Below are 20,882 nucleotides of genomic sequence, written 5' to 3'. Positions count from 1 at the left end.
GACCTCGGCGATGGCACCGGTCTGCACGCGGCCCGAGTGTGGGTCGAGTACGCGCCGGAGATCCCGTCGGGCGGTAGCGGCGGGATACGGCTGGCCCCGCTGACCCCGGCGCGGTGGCGGCACCTGGTGGTCGGCGACACCGTTGGGATGTACGAGTCCAGCTCGGCCGGCGCCATTGCACCGTCACGGAGATTCGCCCACCGGTCGACCTGCCCACGGGCTGAACGTCGGCCCGCCCTGTCGAGCCCCCCCGAGTGCTGGCCCCGGCCGGGTGATGGGGGAGCGAATTGGGAGCAGCGGGATGCGCTGAACGGCGTGCAACCGCACTCAACCGCGTTGAACTGCTCTGAACGGCGCTGGCCCCTACCTGGGGTTGCAGGTTTCGCCTGGTCAGAGGGGGTGCGGCGTCCCGGTTCACACCGAAGAGGTCGCTGGTTCGATACCAGCATCGCCCACCATCAATACCCGCAGGTGGAAAGCTCGTTGCCGGAGTCGCCGGTAACGAGCTTTTCTGCTATCGCCCCTTACTTTGGGAGCAGTTTGGGAGCAGGGCGCCGAGTGAGCCGACCGGCCGTACCCAGCGACCTTCCGAGCAGAGTTGGGCGTGGGCCCGGTGGGGTCTCGGGCTGGTAGGGGAGAAGCAAGATCGGGAACGTGGCGCCCACGGTGGTGATCCCCCACTCGTCGAGTCTGGACTGCTGGGTCGTGGAGATCGTCCAAGATGCCGCCGCTGAACCGGCGCTGCGCCTTTCCTTCATCCGTGGCTACATTGGACCCGCGACGTTGGTGGCGCCGATGCCGGCCGCCCGGCGGCGCTGACGATGAGGCGGCGGCCCGGGTCGGCGACCGGCATGGGTCTCTCGCGCCGAAACGCTCTGAGTTTCTGGTTCAATCTGGGATGCGCGCCCAGCCCTGAATGTGAATCCGTGCTGGCGTGATCTTGCCGGCCGATGCAGTCATCGAGCGGGCGGTCGCGGCAGACCTGATCATGCTGAGAGGGCAGCGAATCGCGGCGCTGGCTGGGCATCGGTCCGGTGCCCGGTCACGCTGCTACCAGCAGATAGGGAGCATCGGACTAGGGCGTGTCCTGCCGATCTTGTAGTGGTTGATCGTTGACGATGTGCCGGTGGTGCGTCGTGGTGAGTTGACCGATGAGTGAGATGGCCGAGGAGAACCGGCGGCTGCGCAAGGAAGTCGCTGAGCTGCGCCGGGCGAACGAGATCCTGAAAGCGGCGAGCGCGTATTTCGCGGCGGAGCTCGACCCGACCCGGCGACGGTCATGACGTTCATTTATGAACACCGTGACCAGTTCGCGGTCGCGCTCCTGCTACGGGTCCTCAATGTCGGCGCCTCGACCTACTACGCGTGGGTCAAGCAGGCCGAACAGCCCTGCGACCGCGACGTGGTCGACCTGGGGCTGATCTCCAACATCCACGAGATCTGGGAGGCGTCCGGGTACACCTATGGCGCGGACCGGGTGCACCGGCAGCTACGCCGTGACGGCATTCGCGTGGGCCGCAAGCGGGTGGAGCGGTTGATGGCCGGCCAGGGCTGGCAGGGTGCGTTCCTGCGTCGAGGCTGGCGCGGCGGTTCCACGAAGCAGGACCCGCGGCACACGCCGGCGCCGGATCTGGTCAACCGGCAGTTCACCGCCGACGGGCCGAACCGGCTCTGGGTCGCCGATGCCACCCGCATTCCCTGCGGGGAGGGTGGGTTCTGGCTCGCCGCAGTCCGCGACGTGTTCTCCCGCCGGATCGTCGGGTGGAAGACCTCCGACCGCTGCGACACCGACCTGATCCTCGCCGCCCTCGAATACGGCATCTGGTCACGCGACGTCCGCGACGGCCAGTTGATCCATCACTCAGACCGCGGGCCAACTACACGTCCTTCCGCTTCGCGGAACGCTTACAGGACAACGGGATCCTGCCGTCGATGGGCTCCGTCGGCGACTCATACGACAACGCGCTCATGGAGAACTTCTGGTCAACGCTGAAGATCGAACTCGTCTACCGCACCAGCTGGCGGACCCGCGACGAGGCCGAGAACGCGATCTTCGCCTACATCGACGGCTGGTACAACACCCGCCGTATCCAGAAGGAACTGGGCTACCTCAGCCCCAACGAGTACGAAAACGCCTGGCACACCCGCCAGACGCAACCAGCCGAACCAACTATCGCCACCCCTGCACCAGCCGGCAGCAGGTAACCACCGCTCCATCAAAGCGGGGGGATCTCAGGTCGTCACCCTTGGCGATAGCAGGCCGCCAAAGAAGTCCGGACCAGTCGCGACCCAGCCATGTTTGCTCCACGACCCACCGATGGATGCCCAGGTTGGAGAAGCGGTCGGTACCGCGGCGGGCATGGCCCTCGGTCCGAACCTCGGTGGCCGTTAGTCGTCCTCCTCGGGGGCGTCATCATCATCGACATCGACATCACGCTGGTCGACGTACTGATGCCAAAGATCGCTGAGGCAGCGGCGGCTCTTTCGGTCAACCAGCCAGAACGACCAGCCGTTTTCCGCTGTCCCAGTCACGGCTCGCGCCGCTGCGGATGGCGTGGTGTGCCGGACCCCGCCGATGTCGAGAACCCCGTCAGGCAGGACGATTGCGGTTCGCTCGGCTACCCGCGCCCGTCGGGCATGCAGGGTCGGCAATCTTCGTGGTCGAGGACGACTCCCAGGCGGGCCTCGACCACGTCGGCGGCCACCGCGCCCCGATCCAGATCATCAGCCCCTGGGCCCAGCGCGGCGTCGTCGACAGCCACTACTACACGCAGATCACGATGATCCGGACCATCGAGCAGATCCTCGGGATCCACCCGATGAACCAGAAGGACAGCGCCGCCAGCCCGATGCGTCAGGCGTTCACCCAGAACGCAGACTTCACGCCGTTCACCGCGCTGCCGAACCGGACCTCGCTGACCGCGGGTCTGGCCACCCCGCCTGCCTGCGGCGTGGACACCCCCGCGCCGCAGAACCCCCTCGCCGCAGCCGTGCCGCCGGCGACGGTGCCGGCGGACAAGCAGCAGGTGGCAGCGCAGTGGGACGAGTGGAAGTCGCACCAGCGGCTGACCGGGCCCGACGCCAAGCCCGACTACGCGAACCCCGCGCAGATGAACCACTTCACGTGGTACCAGGCGCACGCGTGGACGAAGCCGTACCCCGGCGAGGACAAGATCTTCGCGCCGGAGGACGTGCCGGGCGCCTACATCCCGTCGGCGAGTCCGACGGCTGACGTAGGCTGATCGCCTCAAAGGGGCCCCTGGCCGGCATGACCGCTGGCCAGGGGCCTCTTCGTGCCCTGCCCTGCCCTGCCTCCGTCGAATTTCTTCGATCGAAGGTGAACCGGGTGTACCAGGGGTGCGTGCCTACCAGTGAGACCCGAGGTCCCGGCGCGCCTTCCCCGACGATCGTTCTGCGGGCTGTCGACCTCGGGCCATGCCGGGTGTCCACGGCGGGAGACCCGGTAGCCACCAGCAGACTCGCCCGGACGCAACGGCCCCCCGGCCGTCGGCCGCGCCCGGATTGAACGGAAGGGGGAGCACCACAACCCAACCGCGCCAAGCGGCGGCAGTCGGATGGCACGCCGGCCCCCGCCGCCCGCAGAACACTCGCCACCACTCGGGCAAGAGGGAGCTTGGCATGCACGCACGACCTCGCCGTACCGTCGTCCCACGCCGCAAGACCCTGCAAGTGCCGAATGGATCACCCAACGGCCGCGTAACACCCGCCCGCCGCCGAACCCGAGCCGCCACCGTGATGCTGGCCCTGGCCGCATCAGCCCTGTCCATGACCGCCATCGGCGCCCCAGCCCACGCCGAGGGCGGCCCGACAATGCTCGACCCGAAGCTGGCCGTGCGGACTGCCGCAACGGGGTTGACCAGCCCCACCGGCCTGGCATTCATCGGCGACAACGACATGTTCGTGCTCGAGAAGACGACCGGGCGGATCCAACGCGTGGTCAACGGAGCCGTCGCCAGCACGCCACTGGACCTTGCCGTCAACTCCGGCTCCGAGCGAGGCCTGCTCGGGATCGCCCTACACCCCAACTTCCCCGCGAACCCCGGGGTCTACCTGTACTGGACGGAGAGCACGACCGGCGCGGACACCACCGTCCTCAGCGAAACCCCACTGCTCGGCAACCGGGTCGACCGGTTCGTGTGGAACGGCAGCACACTCACCTTCGACCGCAACCTGATCCGCATCCGAGCCCGTCAGGAGGACGCCGGCCAGCCCGCACGCGCCAACCACAACGGCGGAGTGATCGACTTCGGCCGCGACGGGAAGCTGTACACCTTCACCGGCGACCTCGGCCGGCGTGGCCACCTGCAAAACCTCACCTGCGGCCCCACCGCCGTCTGCCCCGGACCGACCGTGCCCGACGACCAGTTCGGCGGCCCGCAAACAGACAACGCCCACCTCAGCGGCGTCGTCCTGCGCCTCAACGACGACGGCACCACACCCACCGACAACCCCTTCTACGGTCCCGGCGCCGCCATGGGCGGCGAGGTCGGCGCCACCTTACAGAAGATCTTCTCCTACGGTCACCGCAACGGCTTCGGCATGGCCGTCGACCCCGACACCGGCAACGTGTGGATGCAGGAGAACGGCGACGACAGCTTCAGCGAGATCAACCGGCTGGAGCCGGGCATGAACGGCGGCTGGATCCAGATCGCAGGACCGGTGCAGCGCGTCGCCCAGTTCAAGGAGATCGAGACGACGTTCGGCGGGCAGAACCTTCAGCAACTGCGCTGGCCGCCGAGCAACATCGCCGACAGCACGCAACAAGCGCTCGGCAGGCTGTACATGCTCCCCGGGGCGCACTACAGCGATCCCGAGTTCAGCTGGAAGTGGGAGGTCGCACCCGGCGGGATGGGCTTCCTCAACAGCCGAGCGCTCGGGCCGCAGTTCAAGGGTGACCTGTTCATGGGCGCCGCGACGCCCGCCCTCAACGGCGGCTACCTGTTCCACTTCAACCTGACCGGCAATGGCCAGAAGATCGCCGTCGACGACCCACGACTGAACGACCGGGTGGCGGACAACCTCGCCAAGCACGAGATCACCGAGAGCGAGAGCCTTCTGATCGGCCGTGACTTCGGGGTCGTCACGGACATCGAGACCGCCCCGGACGGGAACCTGTCCGTCCTCTCGCTGACCAACGGCGCGGTCTACACGGTCTACCGCCGCTGACGAGTGTCAAACCTGACCCGGTGACCCGCCCGCCCGGCATGTCGGACGGGCGGGTCACCCGCGAAGCGGCGGTGCCGACCATCGAAGTGGTCAGCCCATCTCGGGGCGCCGACATCGACGCAGCCCGGACCTCGGAGCCAGACGACTCGGCGACAGCGCCCCTCGCAACCGGAACCCGATCCGAACTGGCTGCAACGTCGAGCAGGCATCAACTAGGCGTTCGACCAAGAGACGTCACCGCTCGATCTGGTGACCCCATCGCCCGGGTCCCGTCGGGCATACCCTGCGCTGCCTCGACCAGCCGGACAAGGGCGCGCTTCTCGATGTCACACCGGCGATGGTCGGGTCGGGTCCAGCAGCTCTCTTACCCCGCCCCGGTCGAGTTGGCCGTGTCAGCCGATCGACCGCCGCCGGTTTCGCGGGCCGAAATTGGGGAGCAGGTTGGGAGCAACCGGGTGCACTGAACGGCGTTAAACAGCGCTCAACGGCACTGAACGGCATCCAACTGCACCCACCACGACGTGCGGGTCCTCGTTTTCGCAGGTCAGAGTAGGTGCGGCGTCCTGTTTCACACAGCAGTGCTCAACGGCTCTGAACGTACTTCAACTGCTGCCTGCGTCGCCTGGTGGGGGAGTGTGAGCCGCTCGGGGCGGTAAGGACCCGGTGTGGCGGCTGGGCCTTGCGTTGGGAGCAGATTGGGTGCAGGCCGGCGAAGTGGTCACCGCAGCGAAGAGCTCACTAGGCTGTTTCCCGGTCAGGCTGCTGACCAGCAACGATGCCGCGCTTCGGGCCGCTTGACCTCCCAGTAGAGGTCGAAGGGGTCACGTACTGCTGCCCCCAGGCTGTCTGACGCCGGCCAGTGCCACGGGACGCCGAAAATCACCGCGGCAGCGCGGCGTAGGTCGATGAGTAGCGTTGGGGTCGATCGTCCTGGAGCTGTCGGCGGTCCCTTCATCTGAGACACCGATCCCACCGGCGATGCCTTGACCAGGCCCTTCTGGTTGGAGAACTCTTCGGCGGCACCGAAGGAGACAGCGGTACTGCGCGACTGACAGGAATCCGGGGTGTCCGGCTGGCAGGGGTCACACCCCCGCTTATGTCGTGCACTCGTGGGACCTCGACCAGCAGCGTCGCGGGACGCGTACGGATGGCCGCCACTGCCTTGGCCAGGGCCGCAGCGGATCTTCGTCCTCACCGACATCTGGCAGCGACGGCAGCGAAATTTGGTGGTCTGGCGGCGGCAGTCCGCGCCGCTCAGCGCGGGAACGGTGCCACACCAAGCTCACAAGGTCGTTGTTGCGCTCGTCGGGGAGGCGGCCCAGACGAGGGTAGGCGCCGTCGTTGACCGTCTTGCCGTCGCCGTCTAGAGAGGGTGCCGCGAGGCGACGGGCAACCCGCGATACCCCGGAACGCAGTCGGCGCTTCCGCCCGGCCGGTAACCCGCCCCTGTGCAACTTGGCCTGGTCGAGTCACAGGTTTCCCTGAGGCGGCTGCCGGACCCGGCCACCCCGTCAGGATTGGGGCGAGGTCAGGTTCCGTATCAAACGGGCAAAACCTACCGCCGAAAGGCCGGGCAGGCGTCCGGCAGGTGTCCCCAAGAAATCTTGTCTTAACACTTGTGCTCCCAAGAGTTCACATCCTAGGCTGCGAACATCACAGATCTTCTTGGGCGTTTCCCCACACGCTCGCCGCCCCTGCGGCAACCCCCGATTTGAGGTGACTGTATGAGTTCCGAGAAGGGACATCGGTCGAGATCGATGAAAAGGCTCGTGGGTCTCGCCGTCATTGCTGCCCTCCTGGTTGCGGCGGCGCTCGACACCAAGTTCCTCTCGCCCCAGCAGGCGGCGGAGCTGAACCCGGCACCGTTCAATGCGGAAAGCTACGCTGCGAAAGCATTTCCCGAGGTCGCGGGCGCAATCAAGGAGAAGGCAACGGACCTCGAGGTGCTGGCGCCAGCCGTCGAAGCGGACCCTGCGGCCGCCGGCAAGCAGTACGGCCAGGACCTGGGCAGTGGTTCCTACGCCATTCCGGTCAAGGTGACCGGCACGGTGGACCAGGTCGATGAGAACTTCATGCAGCTGAAAGTCTCCGGCGTGCCGGACAGTACCGCGGTTCGCGTCCCGGTCGGGCCGGCCCTCAGTGGAACGCCGGTCCGGGACGCCACTGGAACCATCAAGTTTGGTGATTTCGCAGGACAGAGTGATTACCAGTCGGTGGCCAACCAGTTCAAGCTCCGGATGCAGCAGGACGTGCTCGCCAAGATCGACCCGGCGTCGCTGAAGGGCAAGCGAGTGACGGTCTACGGAGCCTGGTCGACGGGGGGACCGCCGAAATCCTTCGTCATCCAGCCGGTCGAAATCGAGGCGCGGTCGTGATCGCGCCCAGCGCGTCCTCGGTACCCGGTGACGCGCCTCCCGGCATGGACGACGACGTGGTGCTGCGCGCGGTCGACATCACCAAGACATACGGTGTCACCCGAGCGCTGAAGGGCGTCAACTTCGAGGTGCGACGTGGGAAAGTCACCGTTCTGTTTGGTGAAAACGGCGCCGGCAAGTCCACGCTGATGAAGATCCTCTCCGGCGTCGAGCGGCCGACGAGCGGCCACCTCGAACTCGACGGCAAGGTTGTCGACCTGCGGTCGACCACCCAGGCGGTCGACCGCGGCATCTCGATCATCCACCAGGAGCTCAACCTCTGTCCGAACCTGAACGTCCGGGACAACATCTTCGTCGGGCGCGAGCTGCGCTCGCGCCGCGGTGGCGTGGCCTACGCGCGCGAGGGGGAGATCACCCGAGAGCTCATGGCGAGGCTGGAGGAGGACATTGCACCCACCACCCTGGTGGCTGACTTGCGCCTCGGTCAGCAACAGGTGGTGGAGATCGCGCGGGCCCTCGCCACCAACGCTCGAATCCTGATCATGGATGAGCCGACATCAGCGTTGAGCGCGGCCGAGGTCATGGTCCTGTTCAAGGTCATTCGCGAGCTGAAGTCCCAGGGCGTGGCGATCGTGTACATCTCCCACCACCTTGAGGAGGCGATCGAGATCGCCGACCACGCGGTGGTCTTCCGCGACGGGGCGCTGGTCGCCAAGAAGGACGCGGCCGACATCGACCTGCCCTGGGTGGTGTCCAAGATGGTCGGGCGCGCCGCCGAGTACGACTTCACCGGCGAGCCGCGCGGCCACGGGGAGGTCGCCCTTTCCATCGAGAAAGTCCGGGTACCCGATCCGGACGCCAGCGGTCGGCTGGCAGTCAACGACGTCTCGTTGCAGGTGCGCGCCGGAGAGATCGTGTGCCTCTACGGTCTGATGGGCGCAGGCCGTACCGAATTGTTGGAAGCGCTTGCCGGGCGGCAGCCCATCGCGGCCGGCCGGGCGCTCCTGGAAGGCCGGGATCTGCGTCGGCTCTCGATCGAGGAGCGGATCTCCGGCGGCATCGGGCTCGTCCCCGAGGATCGCCAGCGCGACGGTCTCGTCCAGCTCATGTCCGTCGGGGCGAACATGTCGCTGTCCAGCCTGCTGTCCATGGTCAAACGCACGTTCGTCTCCCGCGGCAGGGAGAACGCCGACGTCCAGACCATGATCAAGGAGGTGCGGGTGAAGACCGCCGGACCGGGTGCCCCGCTCACCTCCCTCAGCGGCGGCAACCAGCAGAAGGTCGTCATCGGCAAGATGCTGATGACCCGGCCCAAGGTCCTGCTGCTCGACGAGCCCACCCGCGGCATCGACGTCGGAGCGAAGGGCGAGATCTTCGCCCTGCTGTTCCACGAGGCGCGCAAGGGTCTCGCCGTGCTGTACGCGACGTCCGAGATCAGCGAGGCGCTGACCGCCTCGCATCGGCTGGTCGTCATGTCGAAGGGCCGCATCGTGCGGGAGTTCGACCCGGGCACCGCCACTCGAGAGGAAGTCATGGCCGCCTCCGGCGAGCCCGAGCCTGAGGCCCTACACATCGGAGCATCGGAATGAGCGACACACAGGCCGCCATCGGCCCTCGGATCCTCGGCCGTCGGGTGAACCTCAACAAGCTGCTCGTCGAGGGACGGGCCCTGGTAGCGCTGGCGATCATCATCATCGTCTTCTCGTCGCTGTCGTCAAACTTCCTGCAGCCGGACAACCTCATCCTGATGACCCGGCACGTCGCCATGAACGCGATCCTGGCCATCGGCATGCTGATGGTGATCCTCAACGGCGGCATCGACCTCTCGGTCGGCTCCACCGTCGGCCTGTCAGGCGTGATGGCCGGCTATCTGCTGCAGGGCTCCAACGTTCCCTTCTCGGACATGGTCGCCTACCCGTCGGTGTGGGTGGTGATCCTGGTCTCGCTGGCGGTGGGGGCCCTGGTCGGCTATGTCAACGGGCTGCTGGTCGCCCGGCTGAACGTCGCGCCGTTCATCGCCACCCTCGGCATGCTCTATGTCGCCCGTGGCATCGCGCTGCTGATCACCAACGGGGAGACCTTCACCAAGCTGCGCGGTGAGGAGACACTGGGAAACAGAGGCTTCATCCCGGTCCTCGCCGGCACCCCGCTCGGCATTCCCATGCCGGTGTGGCTGATGGTCGTCTTCGCCATCGTGTTCTCCCTGGTGCTCAACCGCACCGCGTTCGGCCGGTGGCTCTACGCCACCGGTGGCAACGAGCGAGCGGCGGAACTGTCCGGCGTACCGGTGCGGCGGGTCAAGGTCCTCATCTACGTCATCTCCGGCTTCTGCGCCGGCACCGTCGGTCTGCTGCTCGCCGCCGACCTGCCGGCAGCCACCCCGCGGGGCGGCGAATTCTACGAGCTCAATGCAATCGCGGCGGTGGTCATCGGCGGCGCCGCCCTCTCCGGTGGCCGAGGCACGATCCGGGGAACACTCATCGGCGCTTTCGTCATCGGCTTCCTCGTTGACGGTCTCGTCCTGGTCGGGGTGTCCGTCTTCTGGCAGCAGGTGATCAAGGGGGCGGTCATCATCCTCGCCGTCGCTGTTGACCAGATCCAGCAGATGCTGCAGAAGCGCCGCGACCTCAAGCGCGCCGCCGCCCCGAACCCGCCGGCCGACCCTACGTCCACTGCCGGCGACCCGGCACTGGCCGGTGCCCGGTGACGTCGTTCCACCCGTTCACAGACGTCCATCCCCCATCCCCCATCCCTCGAAAAAGAAGGTGTTCGATGAAGCGCAGACTCGCCCTGCTCGCCCTGCCGATGGCGGTGGTTTTCGGCGTCGCCGCTTGTGGCGGCTCCGGCTCCGGCTCCGGCGGCGACAAGGCAGGCGGAACCGTCGCCGTCATCACGGTCGACCCCTCCAACCCGTACTGGAAGGCCGAGGTCGACACTGCGGTCGCCGAGGCCAAGAAGCTCGGGTACGACACCACGGTCGACGCCCACAACAACGACCCCGACAAGCAGAACCAGTTCATCGACGGGGCCATCTCGAAGAAGGTCAAGGCGATCATCCTCGACCCGGCCGGCGCCAAGGAGAGCGTCGGGGCGGTGCGGAAGGCCACTGACGCCGGTATCCCGGTGTTCCTGGTCAACGCCGAGATCGCCGAGCAGGGCATCGCGAAGTCCCAGATCGTGTCCAACAACGCTCAGGGCGCCACCGTAGGTGCTCAGGAGTGGGCCAAGGCCATGGGCGGCAAGGGCAAGTACGTCGAGCTCTTCGGCAACCCGACCGACAACAACGCCAAGGTCCGCTCCGACGGTTACGCCGAGGTGCTGGCCCAGTACCCGGACCTGAAGTCGGTGCAGCGGGAGACCGCGAACTGGGACCGGGCGGAGGGCAAGCAGAAGATGGAGGTCATGCTCCGGGCGCACCCCGACATCACCGGCGTGGTGGCCGGCAACGATGAGATGGCCCTCGGCGCGATCCAGGCACTCAAGGATGCCGGCAAGCTGTCGAAGATCAAGGTTCTCGGGTTCGACGGCAACCAGGACGCGGTCAACGCCGTCAAGGCGGGGGAGATGGTGGCCACCGTGCTGCAGCCCATCGTCCAGGGCACCACGCTCGCGGTGCAGCAGGCCGACCAGTTCCTCAAGAACGGCAAGACCGGTGCGGCCCAGGAGAAGCAGGCACTGGACTGCGTGCTTGTCACCAAGGACAACGCGGACAAGCTGAACAACTTCGTCGTCGCCGGCTGATCCGGCGGTCCGACGGGCCCTTCCGACGACGCGTCGACGGGTCGGTCGTGGGCCCCGGCAGATGACCTCCATCAAGATGGAGCTTGTCGAAGCGGCACACGGCGAATTGCCGGTGCACGCTGCCAGTCCATGACCGACCCCCGGCCCTGCAAGGGACACCACATGAACAACGCCCGGTCCAACGCCCAGGGAACAGTCCGTCAGCGCGAGCGCAAGACGGAGACGCGGCAACGGCAGATTGCCGAGCGCGTGGCCGCGGAGGGTTCCTGCTCTCCACAGGAACTCGCCAGCGCGTTCAACGTGAGCATCATGACCATCCACCGCGACCTCGAACAACTGGAACGACGGGGGATCGTGCGCCGCTTCCACGGCGGGGTGACCGCACAGCCGTCCGGGGTCTTCGAGTCCCAGATGTCGTACCGGATGATGTCCAGGACCGAGGAGAAGAGTGCCATCGCCGCAGCGGCGATGCGCCACGTCGACGCAGGCATGTCGGTGCTACTCGACGACTCGACCACGGTCATGCACATGATCGAAGGCCTGGGCGAGCGGGCGCCCCTGCACGTCGCGACGACCTTCCTGGAGGGCCTGCGCCGGCTCAGCCAGCTCGCCACCGAGACGGACCTGACCGTCATCGGCCTGGGTGGGGTCTACGACGTACCGCACGACTCCTTTGTGGGACTGCAGACCATCGAACAGATCGCCGGCCTGCAGGCCGACGCTCTGTTCCTGTCGACCTCGGCGATCTCGCTGACCGACGCCTTCCACCAGGAGGAGCGCATCGTGGCCCTCAAACGGGCCATGGTGCAGGCCGCGACCCGGCGGTACCTCCTGGTCGACCACAGCAAGCTCGGCCGGGTCGCCCTGCACAAAATCGTGCCGCTCGACGTGTTCGACCTCGTCATCACCGACGCGGGAGCGGATCCGAAGGTGCTGGCCGCGTGGGACGCGGCGGGCATCCGGTACGAGGTGGCCTCATGACGGTCCACAAGTACCGCCGCACCTTGAGCACACGCGGGCAGGAGAGCTGGCGATGACACACATCTACGACAACCCGGCGGATTTCAAGGACCAGGTGATCGCTGGTTTCGCCGCGGCGTACGGTCGCTATGTCGAGCGGGTGCCCGGGGCGTCGGGCTTCCTCCGGCGGGGCGGACCTCGAGCGGGAAAGGTCAGCCTCGTGGTGGGCGGCGGCTCCGGCCACTACCCGTCGTACTCCGGCACGGTTGGTCCCGGTTTCGCCGACGGCTGCGTGTTGGGCGACGTCTTCGCGTCCCCGTCAGCCGAGCAGATCGTCCGCGTCGCCCGGGCAGCCGACGGTGGCGCCGGCGTGGTGCTGTCCTACGGCAACTACGCCGGGGACCGGCTCAACTTCGGCGCCGCACAGGAGCGGCTGCGGGCGGCCGGTGTGGACTGCCGCAACGTGTACGTAACCGACGACATCGCCTCTGCCGGCCCCGACGAGGCCGACCGGCGTCGTGGCATCGCCGGCACCTTCCTCGTCTACAAGATCGGCGGTGCCGCCGCCGACACCGGATGCGACCTCGACACCGTGGAGCGGGTGATGCGTTCGGCCAACGCCGCCACCTTCTCGTTCGGCGTCGCGTTCGGCGGCTGCACGCTGCCCGGGCGGGCCGAGCCGCTGTTCTCCGTCGACAAGAACCAGATGGAATTCGGCCTGGGCATCCACGGCGAACCCGGCATCCGGGCGGCCTCCTGGGTGCCCGCCGAGGAGTTGGCGAAGGTCCTGGTCGAAGCCGTTCTCGCCGAGCGTCCCGCCGGCGCCGGTGGCCGGGCGGCGGTGATCCTCAACGGACTGGGAAGCACCAAGTACGAGGAACTCTTCGTGCTCTACCGACACGTCCAGCGCCGGCTCGCCACCGCCGGGATCGAACCCGTGCTGCCCGAGATCGGCGAGCTGGTGACCAGCCTCGACATGGCCGGCTGTTCGCTGTCGGTCACGTGGCTGGACGAGGAGCTGGAACGGTACTGGGTTGCACCGGCCGACACCGCCGCCTTCCGTCGCGGTGAAACCTCGGCGCTGCCGGCCTACGAACGGCGGGCCGGCGCGATAGAGCACGAGCGCGGCGACTGTGGTTCGGCCGAGGCAAGCGCCGCATCCCGGGCGGCCGCCGACGTCGCTCGGCGGGCCATCGCAGCGATGGCGGATGTCGTCGTGGAGAACGAGGAGGCCCTCGGCCGCATCGACGCCGTAGCGGGCGACGGCGACCACGGCATCGGCATGGTACGTGGCCTGCGTGCGGCGCAGGTGGCAGCCGAGGCGACCGACGGCGGGGTCGGCGATGTGCTGACCGCAGCCGGGGACGCCTTCAGCGACAAGGCCGGCGGCACCAGTGGCTTGCTGTGGGGAGTCAGCCTCGCCGCCGTCGGTGCCGCCCTCGGAAACACCGACCAGGTAACACCGGAACGCCTGCGGGATGCCGTTTGTGCCGGCGCGGCGACGATCCAGCGGGTCGGCAAAGCGGAGCGGGGCGACAAGACCATGCTCGACGCGCTGTTGCCCTTCGTCGACGAGCTTGAGGAGCGGCTCGATGCCGGCTCCCCCCTGACCGACGCGTGGCGGGGGGCCGCCGCCGTCGCCGTCGAGGCCGGCGCCGCCACCGCATCCCAGCGCGCGCGGGTCGGCCGGGCGCGACCGCTGGCCGAGCGAAGCGTCGGCACCCCTGACGCCGGCGCTGTCTCCATGGGGCTGATCCTCACCGCCGTCGGGGAGGTGCTCGCGAGCAGGCCGACTGCGGCCGATGAGCAACCGCACTCCCGATCCCTTGCCTCTTCGGCTTGCAGCAACCACCGCCACGGCGGTGCGCGCCCACCCCTCGATGAAGGAGAAGCACGATGACCGCGACAAGCATCCAGCCCGTGCCCGAGACCATGCAGGCAGTCGTCTGCCACGGCCCGGAGGATTACCGCTTGGAGGAGGTGCCGGTTCCGCAGCCGGGCCTGGGCGAAGCGCTCGTCCGCGTCGAGGCCGTGGGCATCTGCGCCAGCGACCTGAAGTGCTACCACGGCGCTGCGAAATTCTGGGGCGACGCCAACCGGCCCGCCTGGGCCGAGACCGAGGTCATCCCGGGCCACGAGTTCGTCGGCGAGATCGTGCAGCTCGACGATGAGGCCGCCCGGCGCTGGGGTGTGGCTGTCGGCGACCGCGTCGTGTCCGAGCAGATCGTGCCGTGTTGGAAGTGCCGGTACTGCGTCCGTGGCGAGTACTGGATGTGCGCGCCGCACGACATGTACGGGTTCAAGCGCCGCAACCCGGGCGGGATGGCGTCCTACATGGTCTTCCCGGCGGAGGCGCTCGTCCACAAGATCAGCAAGGACCTGCCCCCGGCCCACGCCGCCTTCACCGAGCCGCTGTCGTGCGCGCTGCACGCCGTCGAGCGGGCCAACATCAAGTTCGAGGACGTCGTGGTCGTCGCCGGCTGCGGCCCCATCGGCCTCGGCATGATCGCCGGCGCGGCCGCGAAGTTCCCGGTCGAAGTGATCGCCCTGGACATGTCGCCGGCCAAGCTCGAACTGGCCAAGCAGTGCGGCGCCACTCGGACCATCAACATCTCCGAGCAGGACGCCGTGGCGCTGATCAAGGAACTCACCGATGGCTACGGTGCGGACGTCTACCTGGAGGGCACCGGGCATCCCTCGGCGGTGGCGCAGGGTCTGAACCTGCTCCGCAAGCTCGGCCGCTACGTCGAGTACAGCGTCTTCGGCTCCGACGTCACCGTCGACTGGAGCATCATCAGCGACGACAAGGAGCTGGACGTGTTGGGCGCCCACCTGGGTCCGCACTGCTGGCCGGCGGCCATCCGGATGCTCGAGTCCGGGAAGCTGCCGATGGACAAGATCTGCACCCATCAGCTCCCTTTGAGCAAGTTCCAGGAGGGGCTCGACCTGGTCGCCGAAGGCACCAAGTCGATCAAGGTTTCCCTGATCCCCGGCTGACATCGCCGGCCGCAGGGGACGACCCGCTGCCACCCACGCCCCTCAAGGAGTGCAGATGACCCGCATCTTCGACGACCCCGCGAACTTCACCGACGACATGCTGGTGGGCTTCCTCGACGCCAACGCCCGGTACGTGACGGGGGTGCCGGGCGGGGTGGTTCGGGCCACCACCACCCGGCCCGGCAAGGTGGCGGTCGTGGTGGGCGGCGGCTCCGGCCACTATCCCGCGTTCTGCGGCATCGTCGGGCCAGGCTTCGCCGATGGCGCTGTCGTCGGCAACGTTTTCACCTCCCCATCGGCGGCCGATGCGGCGTCGGTTGGGCGTGGCGCCGACGGCGGTGCCGGCGTGGTGTTCAGCACCGGCAACTACGCCGGTGACGTGATGAACTTCAACCAGGCGGTGCAGCGGCTCGCCGCCGAGGGGATCGAAGCGCGGTACGTGCTCGTCACCGACGACGTGGCCAGCGCCCCGGCGACGGAACGGTCCCGGCGGCGGGGCATCGCGGGCGACTTCACGGTGTTCAAGGTGGCCTCCGCGGCAGCCGAGGAGGGCTACGACCTTGACGGCGTCGTACGCGTGGCGGAACACGCCAACGGCCGCACGCGTACCCTCGGCGTCGCGTTCGACGGGTGCACGATGCCGGGCGCGCGGGAGCCGCTGTTCATGGTGGAGCCCGGCCGGATGGGGCTCGGTCTCGGCATCCACGGCGAGCCCGGCATCGCCGACGAGGCACTGCCCCGGGCGGCGGACCTCGCCCGGACGCTTGTCAACGGGGTGCTCGCCGAGCAGCCGGACGGTGCCGGGACGAGAGTCACGGCGATCCTGAACGGGCTGGGCCGCACAAAGTACGAGGAACTCTTCATCCTCTGGGCCACGGTGAGCCGGCTGCTGCGCGAGGCCGGACTCGACGTTGTCGAACCCGAGGTGGGGGAGCTCGTCACCAGCCTTGACATGGCGGGCTGCTCGCTAACCCTGATGTGGCTCGACGACGAACTGGAGCGGCTATGGTCCGCTCCGGCCGACACCCCGGCGTACCGGAAAGGGGCCGGAACGGTGGCCGGGGCGACCGGCGAGCGCCGCCGCGCGTCCGATGCGACGACCGCCATCGCCGGCGAGCGGGATCCGGCTATCGTGCCGGACCGTTCGGAGCGGCCCGCCGACGAGGCGGCCCTTAGATGTGCGGCCACCGCCCTCACCGCCCTAGAGGCGATGGCGCACGCCGTGGGCGAGGCCGAGGAGGAACTTGGCCGCCTCGACGCCGTCGCCGGAGACGGGGACCACGGCCGGGGAATGGTCCGGGGGAGCGCGGCCGCCGTACAGGCCGCACGCCATACCCTCGACGCTGGAGCCGGCCCGGGTTCCCTTCTCATCGCCGCAGGCGATGCGTGGGCGTCCAAGGCGGGCGGGACGTCGGGGGTGCTGTGGGGCGCGGCGATCGCGGCGATGGGCCGACGCGTCGGCGATGCCGGACGACCTGACGAGGCGACCGTGGCGGCCGGCGTGCGTGACGGGTACCTCAGCCTTATCAGCACCGGCGGCGCCAAGCCCGGCGACAAGACGATGCTCGACGCGCTGCTGCCCTTCACCGAGTGGCTTTCTACCGCGGTGGCTGCGGGTGAACCACTGGCCACGGCATGGGCGGAGGCCGCCCGGGAGGCGGAGCGTGCCGCCGCGGCGACGGCCTCGCTACGGCCGCAGGTGGGCAGGGCCCGCCCGCTGGCCGAGCGCAGCCTCGGCACCCCGGACCCCGGCGCGGTGTCGATGGCGCTGTGCCTGCGTGCGGTCGCAGACGTACTTGGAGACGGGCACTGAAACAGGGCGGGACGGCTGCCGTCGGCTGCGGCGCAGCAGTGACAAGCAAGGAGAAGGCAATGTCTGACAAGCTACGTATTGTGCTCGGCAGCGATGACGCCGGTGCACGCTACAAGACGCAACTGACGGCGGACCTGCGGGCCGACGACCGGGTGAGCGAGGTCATCGACCTCGGCGTCGACCAGGACGAGGACACCCACTACCCGCACGTTGCCGCGGCGGCGGCCCGGCTCATCGCCGAGGGAAGGGCCGACCGGGCCCTGCTCATCTGCGGCACCGGCCTCGGAGTGGCGATCACCGCGAACAAGATCCCCGGAATCCGAGCAGTGACCGCCCACGACAGCTACTCCGTGGAGCGGGCGGTGCTGAGCAACAATGCGCAGGTGCTTTGCATGGGCGAGCGGGTGGTCGGCTTGGAGGTCGCCCGCCGGCTGGCGAAGGAGTGGCTGGGCTACCGCTTCGACCCCGGATCCGCCTCGGCAGAAAAGGTCGCCGCCATCAGCGAGTACGAGTCCGGAACCGAGGCGTGAAGGACGGCGATCGTGGGTGACCGGGCCGGTGTCCGCGCTGTCGTGGTGGGCAGCCTGAACGCCGATCTCGTCACCGAGGTGCCCCGAATCCCGCCGGTCGGGCAGACGCTGCAGGCCACCGCGGTGCGTCGGTCGGCCGGCGGCAAGGGCGCGAACCAGGCTGTGGCGCTCGCCCGGCTGGGCGCAACGGTCGACATGGTCGGCGCCGTCGGGAACGATGCCGACGGCCGGAGGATGCTGGATGAGCTGGCCGCAGCCGGCGTGTCGGCCCGCCATGTCGCCGTCGACGCCCACGAGCCGACGGGACTCGCCCTGGTCATGGTGGATGCCAACGGTGACAACGCCATCGTGGTCGTGCCGGGCGCGAACGACAGCGTGGACAAGGCAGCCGTGCCGGCTGGCGCCGGGGCGATCGACGGGTGCGACGTGCTGCTCGCGCAGCTCGAGATTCCGATGTCGGCAGTGGAGGCGGCTCTAAGCCGCGGAGCGGCGAGCGGGGCACTCGTCGTGCTCAATGCGGCGCCGGCGCGGCCCCTGCCCGACGAACTGCTGGCACTCGTGGACGTACTCGTCGTCAATGAGCACGAGGCGCGGGAGCTGTCCGACCGTACCGATGTGGAGGCGGCGGCCGTCCACCTGTGCGGCCGCGGCGCCGCTGCAGTCGTGGTCACGCTCGGTGCCGACGGCGCCCTGATGCTGCGCGGCGACGAACGCGTCACCGCCGCGGGCTTCCCGGTGCGTCCGGTCGACACCACCGGAGCGGGTGACTGCTTCGTCGCCGCGCTCACGATGGCCCTCGCCGCACGTCGCCCCCCAGCGGATGCCCTCCGCTTTGCCAACGCCGCCGCCGCGGTGGCGGTGACCCGCCAGGGCACGCAGTCCGCTATGCCGAGCCGCGACGAGGTGGAGGCGTTCCTCGCCAGCCACCCGCTCGCCTGAGCACTGACGAGGAAGGGGTCTGTCGACCATGCTCTGGATCGGTACGAGCTGGAAGATGAACAAGACCATCGGGGAGAGCCGCGACTACGCCCGGCGGCTGGCCGCGGCACTGGCCGAGGCGCCGCTGCCCCAGGGAGTGCAACCCTTCATCCTGCCGCCGCACACCAGTCTCGCGGCCGTCCGCGACCAGCTCGCCGGCGCGCCCGTGATGCTCGGCGCACAGAACGCGCACTGGGCAGAGGAGGGGGCTTGCACGGGCGAGATCTCCATGCGCATGGTCGCCGACGCGGGCGCCCAAGTCGTCGAAATGGGCCACTCCGAACGGCGGGAGCAGTTCGGGGAAACCGATGAGACCGTGGCGCGCAGGGCCCGCGCGGCCGTCGACCTGGGCCTGCTGCCGCTGATCTGCGTCGGTGAGCCGCGGTCGGTCCGCGCGGCCGGTCGCGCGGAGCGGTTCGTCACCGAGCAGGTACGGGTGGCCCTGTCCCTGCTGCGTCCCGACGAGATCGGAGGAGCGCTGATCGCGTACGAGCCGGTGTGGGCCATCGGCGCTCGCGGAACACCTGCGACCCCCGAACAGGTCGCGCCTGTCATGGACCTGATCGCCGAAGAGATCCGCCGTCTCAGCGACGGAGGCGGATGCCACGCCCTGCTGTATGGGGGGGGCGTCGACCTCGACAATGCCGCCCTCCTGCTGCGTGACACGCCCGCGGACGGGCTCTTCGTCGGCCGGGCCGCCTGGGGTGTCGACGGATTGCTGCAACTGCTCGCGATCGGAAGTCGGCACGTCGAGGTCGCTGCCGCGTAGGCGCTTCGCGGCCGCCAATCGCCTGCCACTGGTGGCCCCTCGCCGCGATCGCTAAATCCGCTGGGGTCCTGTTGCGTTGCCGGATCGATGAACGCGTTGTCCCCCGGGTGGGGGCCGAGGTCAGATCGGCTGGGCGAGCTCAGCAAACGCCGTCGACACCCGCGTTGCCGGCGGGGCATCGACGGCGAGTTCGTAGTGGCCACGTCGTAGGTTCTGCATGAAGGCGTGTCCAGCGATGATCACCTGCGTTGTCCTGTCGGTTCGTAGTCCGCGCATCGGTCTCAACCGGTGTTTGAGCTGGCTGTGGTCGGCCTCGATCGGGTTGTTCGCGTACTGCTCGACGTGGTGCCACGCCTGCGGGATCAGCTCGTCGAGCACTCTGCGGTAGACCGGCGCGGCGTCGGTGGGTGTGAGTATGCGGTTGATCGACTTGGTGGAGCGCCTAGACCAGCTCCCCGATGAGGCGACGATCTACGCCGGCCGACCCTGGTCCCCGGAGGCGCGCGCCGAGGCTGTGGTGGACGATGAGAACCAGCGGTCTGACTACCTGCTTGAAGTCAGCCTGGCGCGTGAGGTGCTTGAGGTCTGGTCGGCGTGGCGCGGTGGCCGAACACCAGGCCCAGCCGAGGCGTGCGCCGCCGTAATCCACTACGCGGAATGGGACGCCTACTTGCCGGTGGAGGAGTAGCCGTCAGCCGCCCCTTGACCGAGCGGTCCGTATCTAGTCGGCAAGAGGTCGACGGACAGCGGGGGAGTGGTGTGAGATGTCGAGAAGCATTTCCGCTGCTAGACCCCCACGTGCCAGGGCGGCGGGGCGTTTTGATCTCACAATCCCTCGGTCGCCACGTCGGTCTTGACGAACGCCATTGAGACTCGTCCGGTCGGGCGCTCCACCTTGTCCCCGCCCGGGGAGCCTGGACGGTCTGCGACTGCCCGACGAGGAAATCCGCACCGGGGTAAGTTGCTCTGGTGATAGCACCCGCGTGGGAAGAGATCTCAAGCGAGCGCTACGAGGACTTTTGGGCACCGTTTCAGGCCAGGTTCGACTTCTCTCCTCGCTACACCGAACCGGGTCCCGCGATCGTCGAGCCCCAGCCCTCGGTAACCATCGACCTCGGCCCACTGTTCACCAGCCCGCGCCCTACGTTCGCGGCGGGCCGAGCGGCGGTCAACGCCCTCGCGCTACTGGCCATGACGCAGGCCTTTCCCGACTCCGAGCGGATCCTCGTGCTGGATTGGCAACATCCCAGTTAATGGTTCTGGCCCCACCGAGAGGCCACCGGCGACGACCAGGTGTGGCCGGCGAGGCGGGCGTGGCCGGTCGAGGTGTTTCCGGACGGGGACTACTACGCCTTCCTCAGGGAGGACATGACCGAAGGCACCTTCGGCCACCCGTGGGAGCAGACCCTCTGCATCTTCGGCCCCCGCCTGAGGCCGAAGCTGGAACCTCTGCTCACCAGCTGGTTGCCGGTCAAGCGTTCATACCGGTGATCTTTGCAAGGCAGGGGAGTGGCGTGCCCGTTGCGTGGCCG

The 20,882-nt window shown here is 68.5% G+C and carries 19 protein-coding genes and 1 pseudogene; 18 read left to right on the top strand and 2 right to left on the bottom strand.

The window, feature by feature from the left end:
- Positions 1 to 1,151 precede the first annotated feature (1,151 nt).
- From OG990_RS16085 to OG990_RS16075, 3 genes are read left to right on the top strand one after another with little or no spacing between them, the layout of a single operon-like run.
- Positions 1,152 to 1,283, top strand: coding sequence for a hypothetical protein (locus OG990_RS16085; RefSeq protein WP_406081247.1), 132 nt, complete (start codon positions 1,152 to 1,154; stop codon positions 1,281 to 1,283).
- Complete coding sequence (locus OG990_RS16080) at positions 1,280 to 1,993, top strand: IS3 family transposase (protein WP_406081246.1); 714 nt, start codon at positions 1,280 to 1,282, stop codon at positions 1,991 to 1,993. Before OG990_RS16085 ends, OG990_RS16080 begins: the two co-directional genes overlap by 4 nt.
- Positions 1,969 to 2,205, top strand: coding sequence for an IS3 family transposase (locus OG990_RS16075; RefSeq protein ID WP_406081245.1), 237 nt, complete (start codon positions 1,969 to 1,971; stop codon positions 2,203 to 2,205). The genes OG990_RS16080 and OG990_RS16075 overlap by 25 nt, the downstream gene beginning before the upstream one ends.
- 183 nt (positions 2,206 to 2,388) lie before the next feature.
- On the opposite strand, the gene OG990_RS16070 is transcribed toward OG990_RS16075, so the two are convergent.
- Positions 2,389 to 2,652, bottom strand: a complete 264-nt coding sequence (locus OG990_RS16070; RefSeq protein ID WP_406081244.1) for a hypothetical protein — start codon at positions 2,650 to 2,652, stop codon at positions 2,389 to 2,391.
- A gap of 5 nt (positions 2,653 to 2,657) precedes the next feature.
- Between OG990_RS16070 and OG990_RS16065 the strand changes: the two genes are divergently transcribed.
- The 13 genes from OG990_RS16065 (at position 2,658) to OG990_RS16005 (ending at position 19,350) form a co-directional block, all read left to right on the top strand.
- Entirely contained in the window at positions 2,658 to 3,242 is a 585-nt protein-coding gene (locus tag OG990_RS16065) for a hypothetical protein (protein WP_328414900.1), read from the top strand.
- A 397-nt stretch (positions 3,243 to 3,639) separates the two neighbouring features.
- Positions 3,640 to 5,187 (top strand): PQQ-dependent sugar dehydrogenase, encoded by a 1,548-nt coding sequence (locus OG990_RS16060; RefSeq protein ID WP_406081242.1) that lies wholly within the window; start codon positions 3,640 to 3,642, stop codon positions 5,185 to 5,187.
- A 1,724-nt stretch (positions 5,188 to 6,911) separates the two neighbouring features.
- Positions 6,912 to 7,562 (top strand): DUF2291 family protein, encoded by a 651-nt coding sequence (locus tag OG990_RS16055; RefSeq protein WP_328414903.1) that lies wholly within the window; start codon positions 6,912 to 6,914, stop codon positions 7,560 to 7,562.
- A gap of 44 nt (positions 7,563 to 7,606) precedes the next feature.
- Entirely contained in the window at positions 7,607 to 9,151 is a 1,545-nt protein-coding gene (locus tag OG990_RS16050; protein WP_328414905.1) for a sugar ABC transporter ATP-binding protein, read from the top strand.
- Positions 9,148 to 10,269 (top strand): ABC transporter permease, encoded by a 1,122-nt coding sequence (locus OG990_RS16045; RefSeq protein WP_328414907.1) that lies wholly within the window; start codon positions 9,148 to 9,150, stop codon positions 10,267 to 10,269. Before OG990_RS16050 ends, OG990_RS16045 begins: the two co-directional genes overlap by 4 nt.
- A 65-nt stretch (positions 10,270 to 10,334) precedes the next feature.
- Positions 10,335 to 11,303 (top strand): D-ribose ABC transporter substrate-binding protein, encoded by a 969-nt coding sequence (locus OG990_RS16040; protein WP_328414908.1) that lies wholly within the window; start codon positions 10,335 to 10,337, stop codon positions 11,301 to 11,303.
- 129 nt (positions 11,304 to 11,432) lie between these two features.
- The gene (locus OG990_RS16035; protein WP_328414910.1) at positions 11,433 to 12,284 is read left to right on the top strand and encodes a DeoR/GlpR family DNA-binding transcription regulator; all 852 of its coding nucleotides are present in this window, start codon (positions 11,433 to 11,435) and stop codon (positions 12,282 to 12,284) included.
- Between the two features lie 52 nt (positions 12,285 to 12,336).
- On the top strand, positions 12,337 to 14,163 hold the full coding sequence (locus tag OG990_RS16030) for a dihydroxyacetone kinase family protein (RefSeq protein WP_328414912.1): 1,827 nt from the start codon (positions 12,337 to 12,339) through the stop codon (positions 14,161 to 14,163).
- Positions 14,160 to 15,260 (top strand): erythritol/L-threitol dehyrogenase, encoded by a 1,101-nt coding sequence (gene eltD / locus OG990_RS16025; RefSeq protein WP_328414914.1) that lies wholly within the window; start codon positions 14,160 to 14,162, stop codon positions 15,258 to 15,260. Before OG990_RS16030 ends, eltD begins: the two co-directional genes overlap by 4 nt.
- A gap of 55 nt (positions 15,261 to 15,315) precedes the next feature.
- Entirely contained in the window at positions 15,316 to 17,073 is a 1,758-nt protein-coding gene (locus tag OG990_RS16020) for a dihydroxyacetone kinase family protein (RefSeq protein WP_406081239.1), read from the top strand.
- Positions 17,074 to 17,132: 59 nt separating this feature from the next.
- Positions 17,133 to 17,603 carry a ribose-5-phosphate isomerase gene (locus tag OG990_RS16015; RefSeq protein WP_328414918.1) on the top strand — a complete coding sequence of 157 codons (471 nt, stop codon included), beginning with the start codon at positions 17,133 to 17,135 and terminating at the stop codon, positions 17,601 to 17,603.
- A gap of 12 nt (positions 17,604 to 17,615) precedes the next feature.
- Positions 17,616 to 18,542 carry a ribokinase gene (gene rbsK, locus OG990_RS16010; protein WP_406081237.1) on the top strand — a complete coding sequence of 309 codons (927 nt, stop codon included), beginning with the start codon at positions 17,616 to 17,618 and terminating at the stop codon, positions 18,540 to 18,542.
- Positions 18,543 to 18,570: 28 nt separating this feature from the next.
- Positions 18,571 to 19,350 carry a triose-phosphate isomerase gene (locus OG990_RS16005; RefSeq protein ID WP_406081235.1) on the top strand — a complete coding sequence of 260 codons (780 nt, stop codon included), beginning with the start codon at positions 18,571 to 18,573 and terminating at the stop codon, positions 19,348 to 19,350.
- Positions 19,351 to 19,470: 120 nt separating this feature from the next.
- Here the strand turns inward: OG990_RS16005 and OG990_RS16000 are convergent, their stop codons facing one another.
- The gene (locus tag OG990_RS16000; RefSeq protein ID WP_406081768.1) at positions 19,471 to 19,767 is read right to left on the bottom strand and encodes a DDE-type integrase/transposase/recombinase; all 297 of its coding nucleotides are present in this window, start codon (positions 19,765 to 19,767) and stop codon (positions 19,471 to 19,473) included.
- Here OG990_RS16000 and OG990_RS15995 point away from each other — a divergent pair.
- Together OG990_RS15995 and OG990_RS15990 are read left to right on the top strand one after the other, a co-directional pair.
- Positions 19,766 to 20,038, top strand: coding sequence for a hypothetical protein (locus tag OG990_RS15995; RefSeq protein ID WP_406081233.1), 273 nt, complete (start codon positions 19,766 to 19,768; stop codon positions 20,036 to 20,038). The genes OG990_RS16000 and OG990_RS15995 overlap by 2 nt on opposite strands.
- A gap of 281 nt (positions 20,039 to 20,319) precedes the next feature.
- Positions 20,320 to 20,841, top strand: a pseudogene (locus OG990_RS15990) (DUF2716 domain-containing protein).
- Positions 20,842 to 20,882: the final 41 nt, after the last annotated feature.

Origin of the sequence: Micromonospora sp. NBC_00858 (assembly GCF_045207365.1) — a bacterium.
Taxonomy (GTDB): domain Bacteria; phylum Actinomycetota; class Actinomycetes; order Mycobacteriales; family Micromonosporaceae; genus Micromonospora.
Note: the sequence above shows the minus strand (reverse complement) of the source record. Positions and strands in the feature narration are given on the sequence as shown.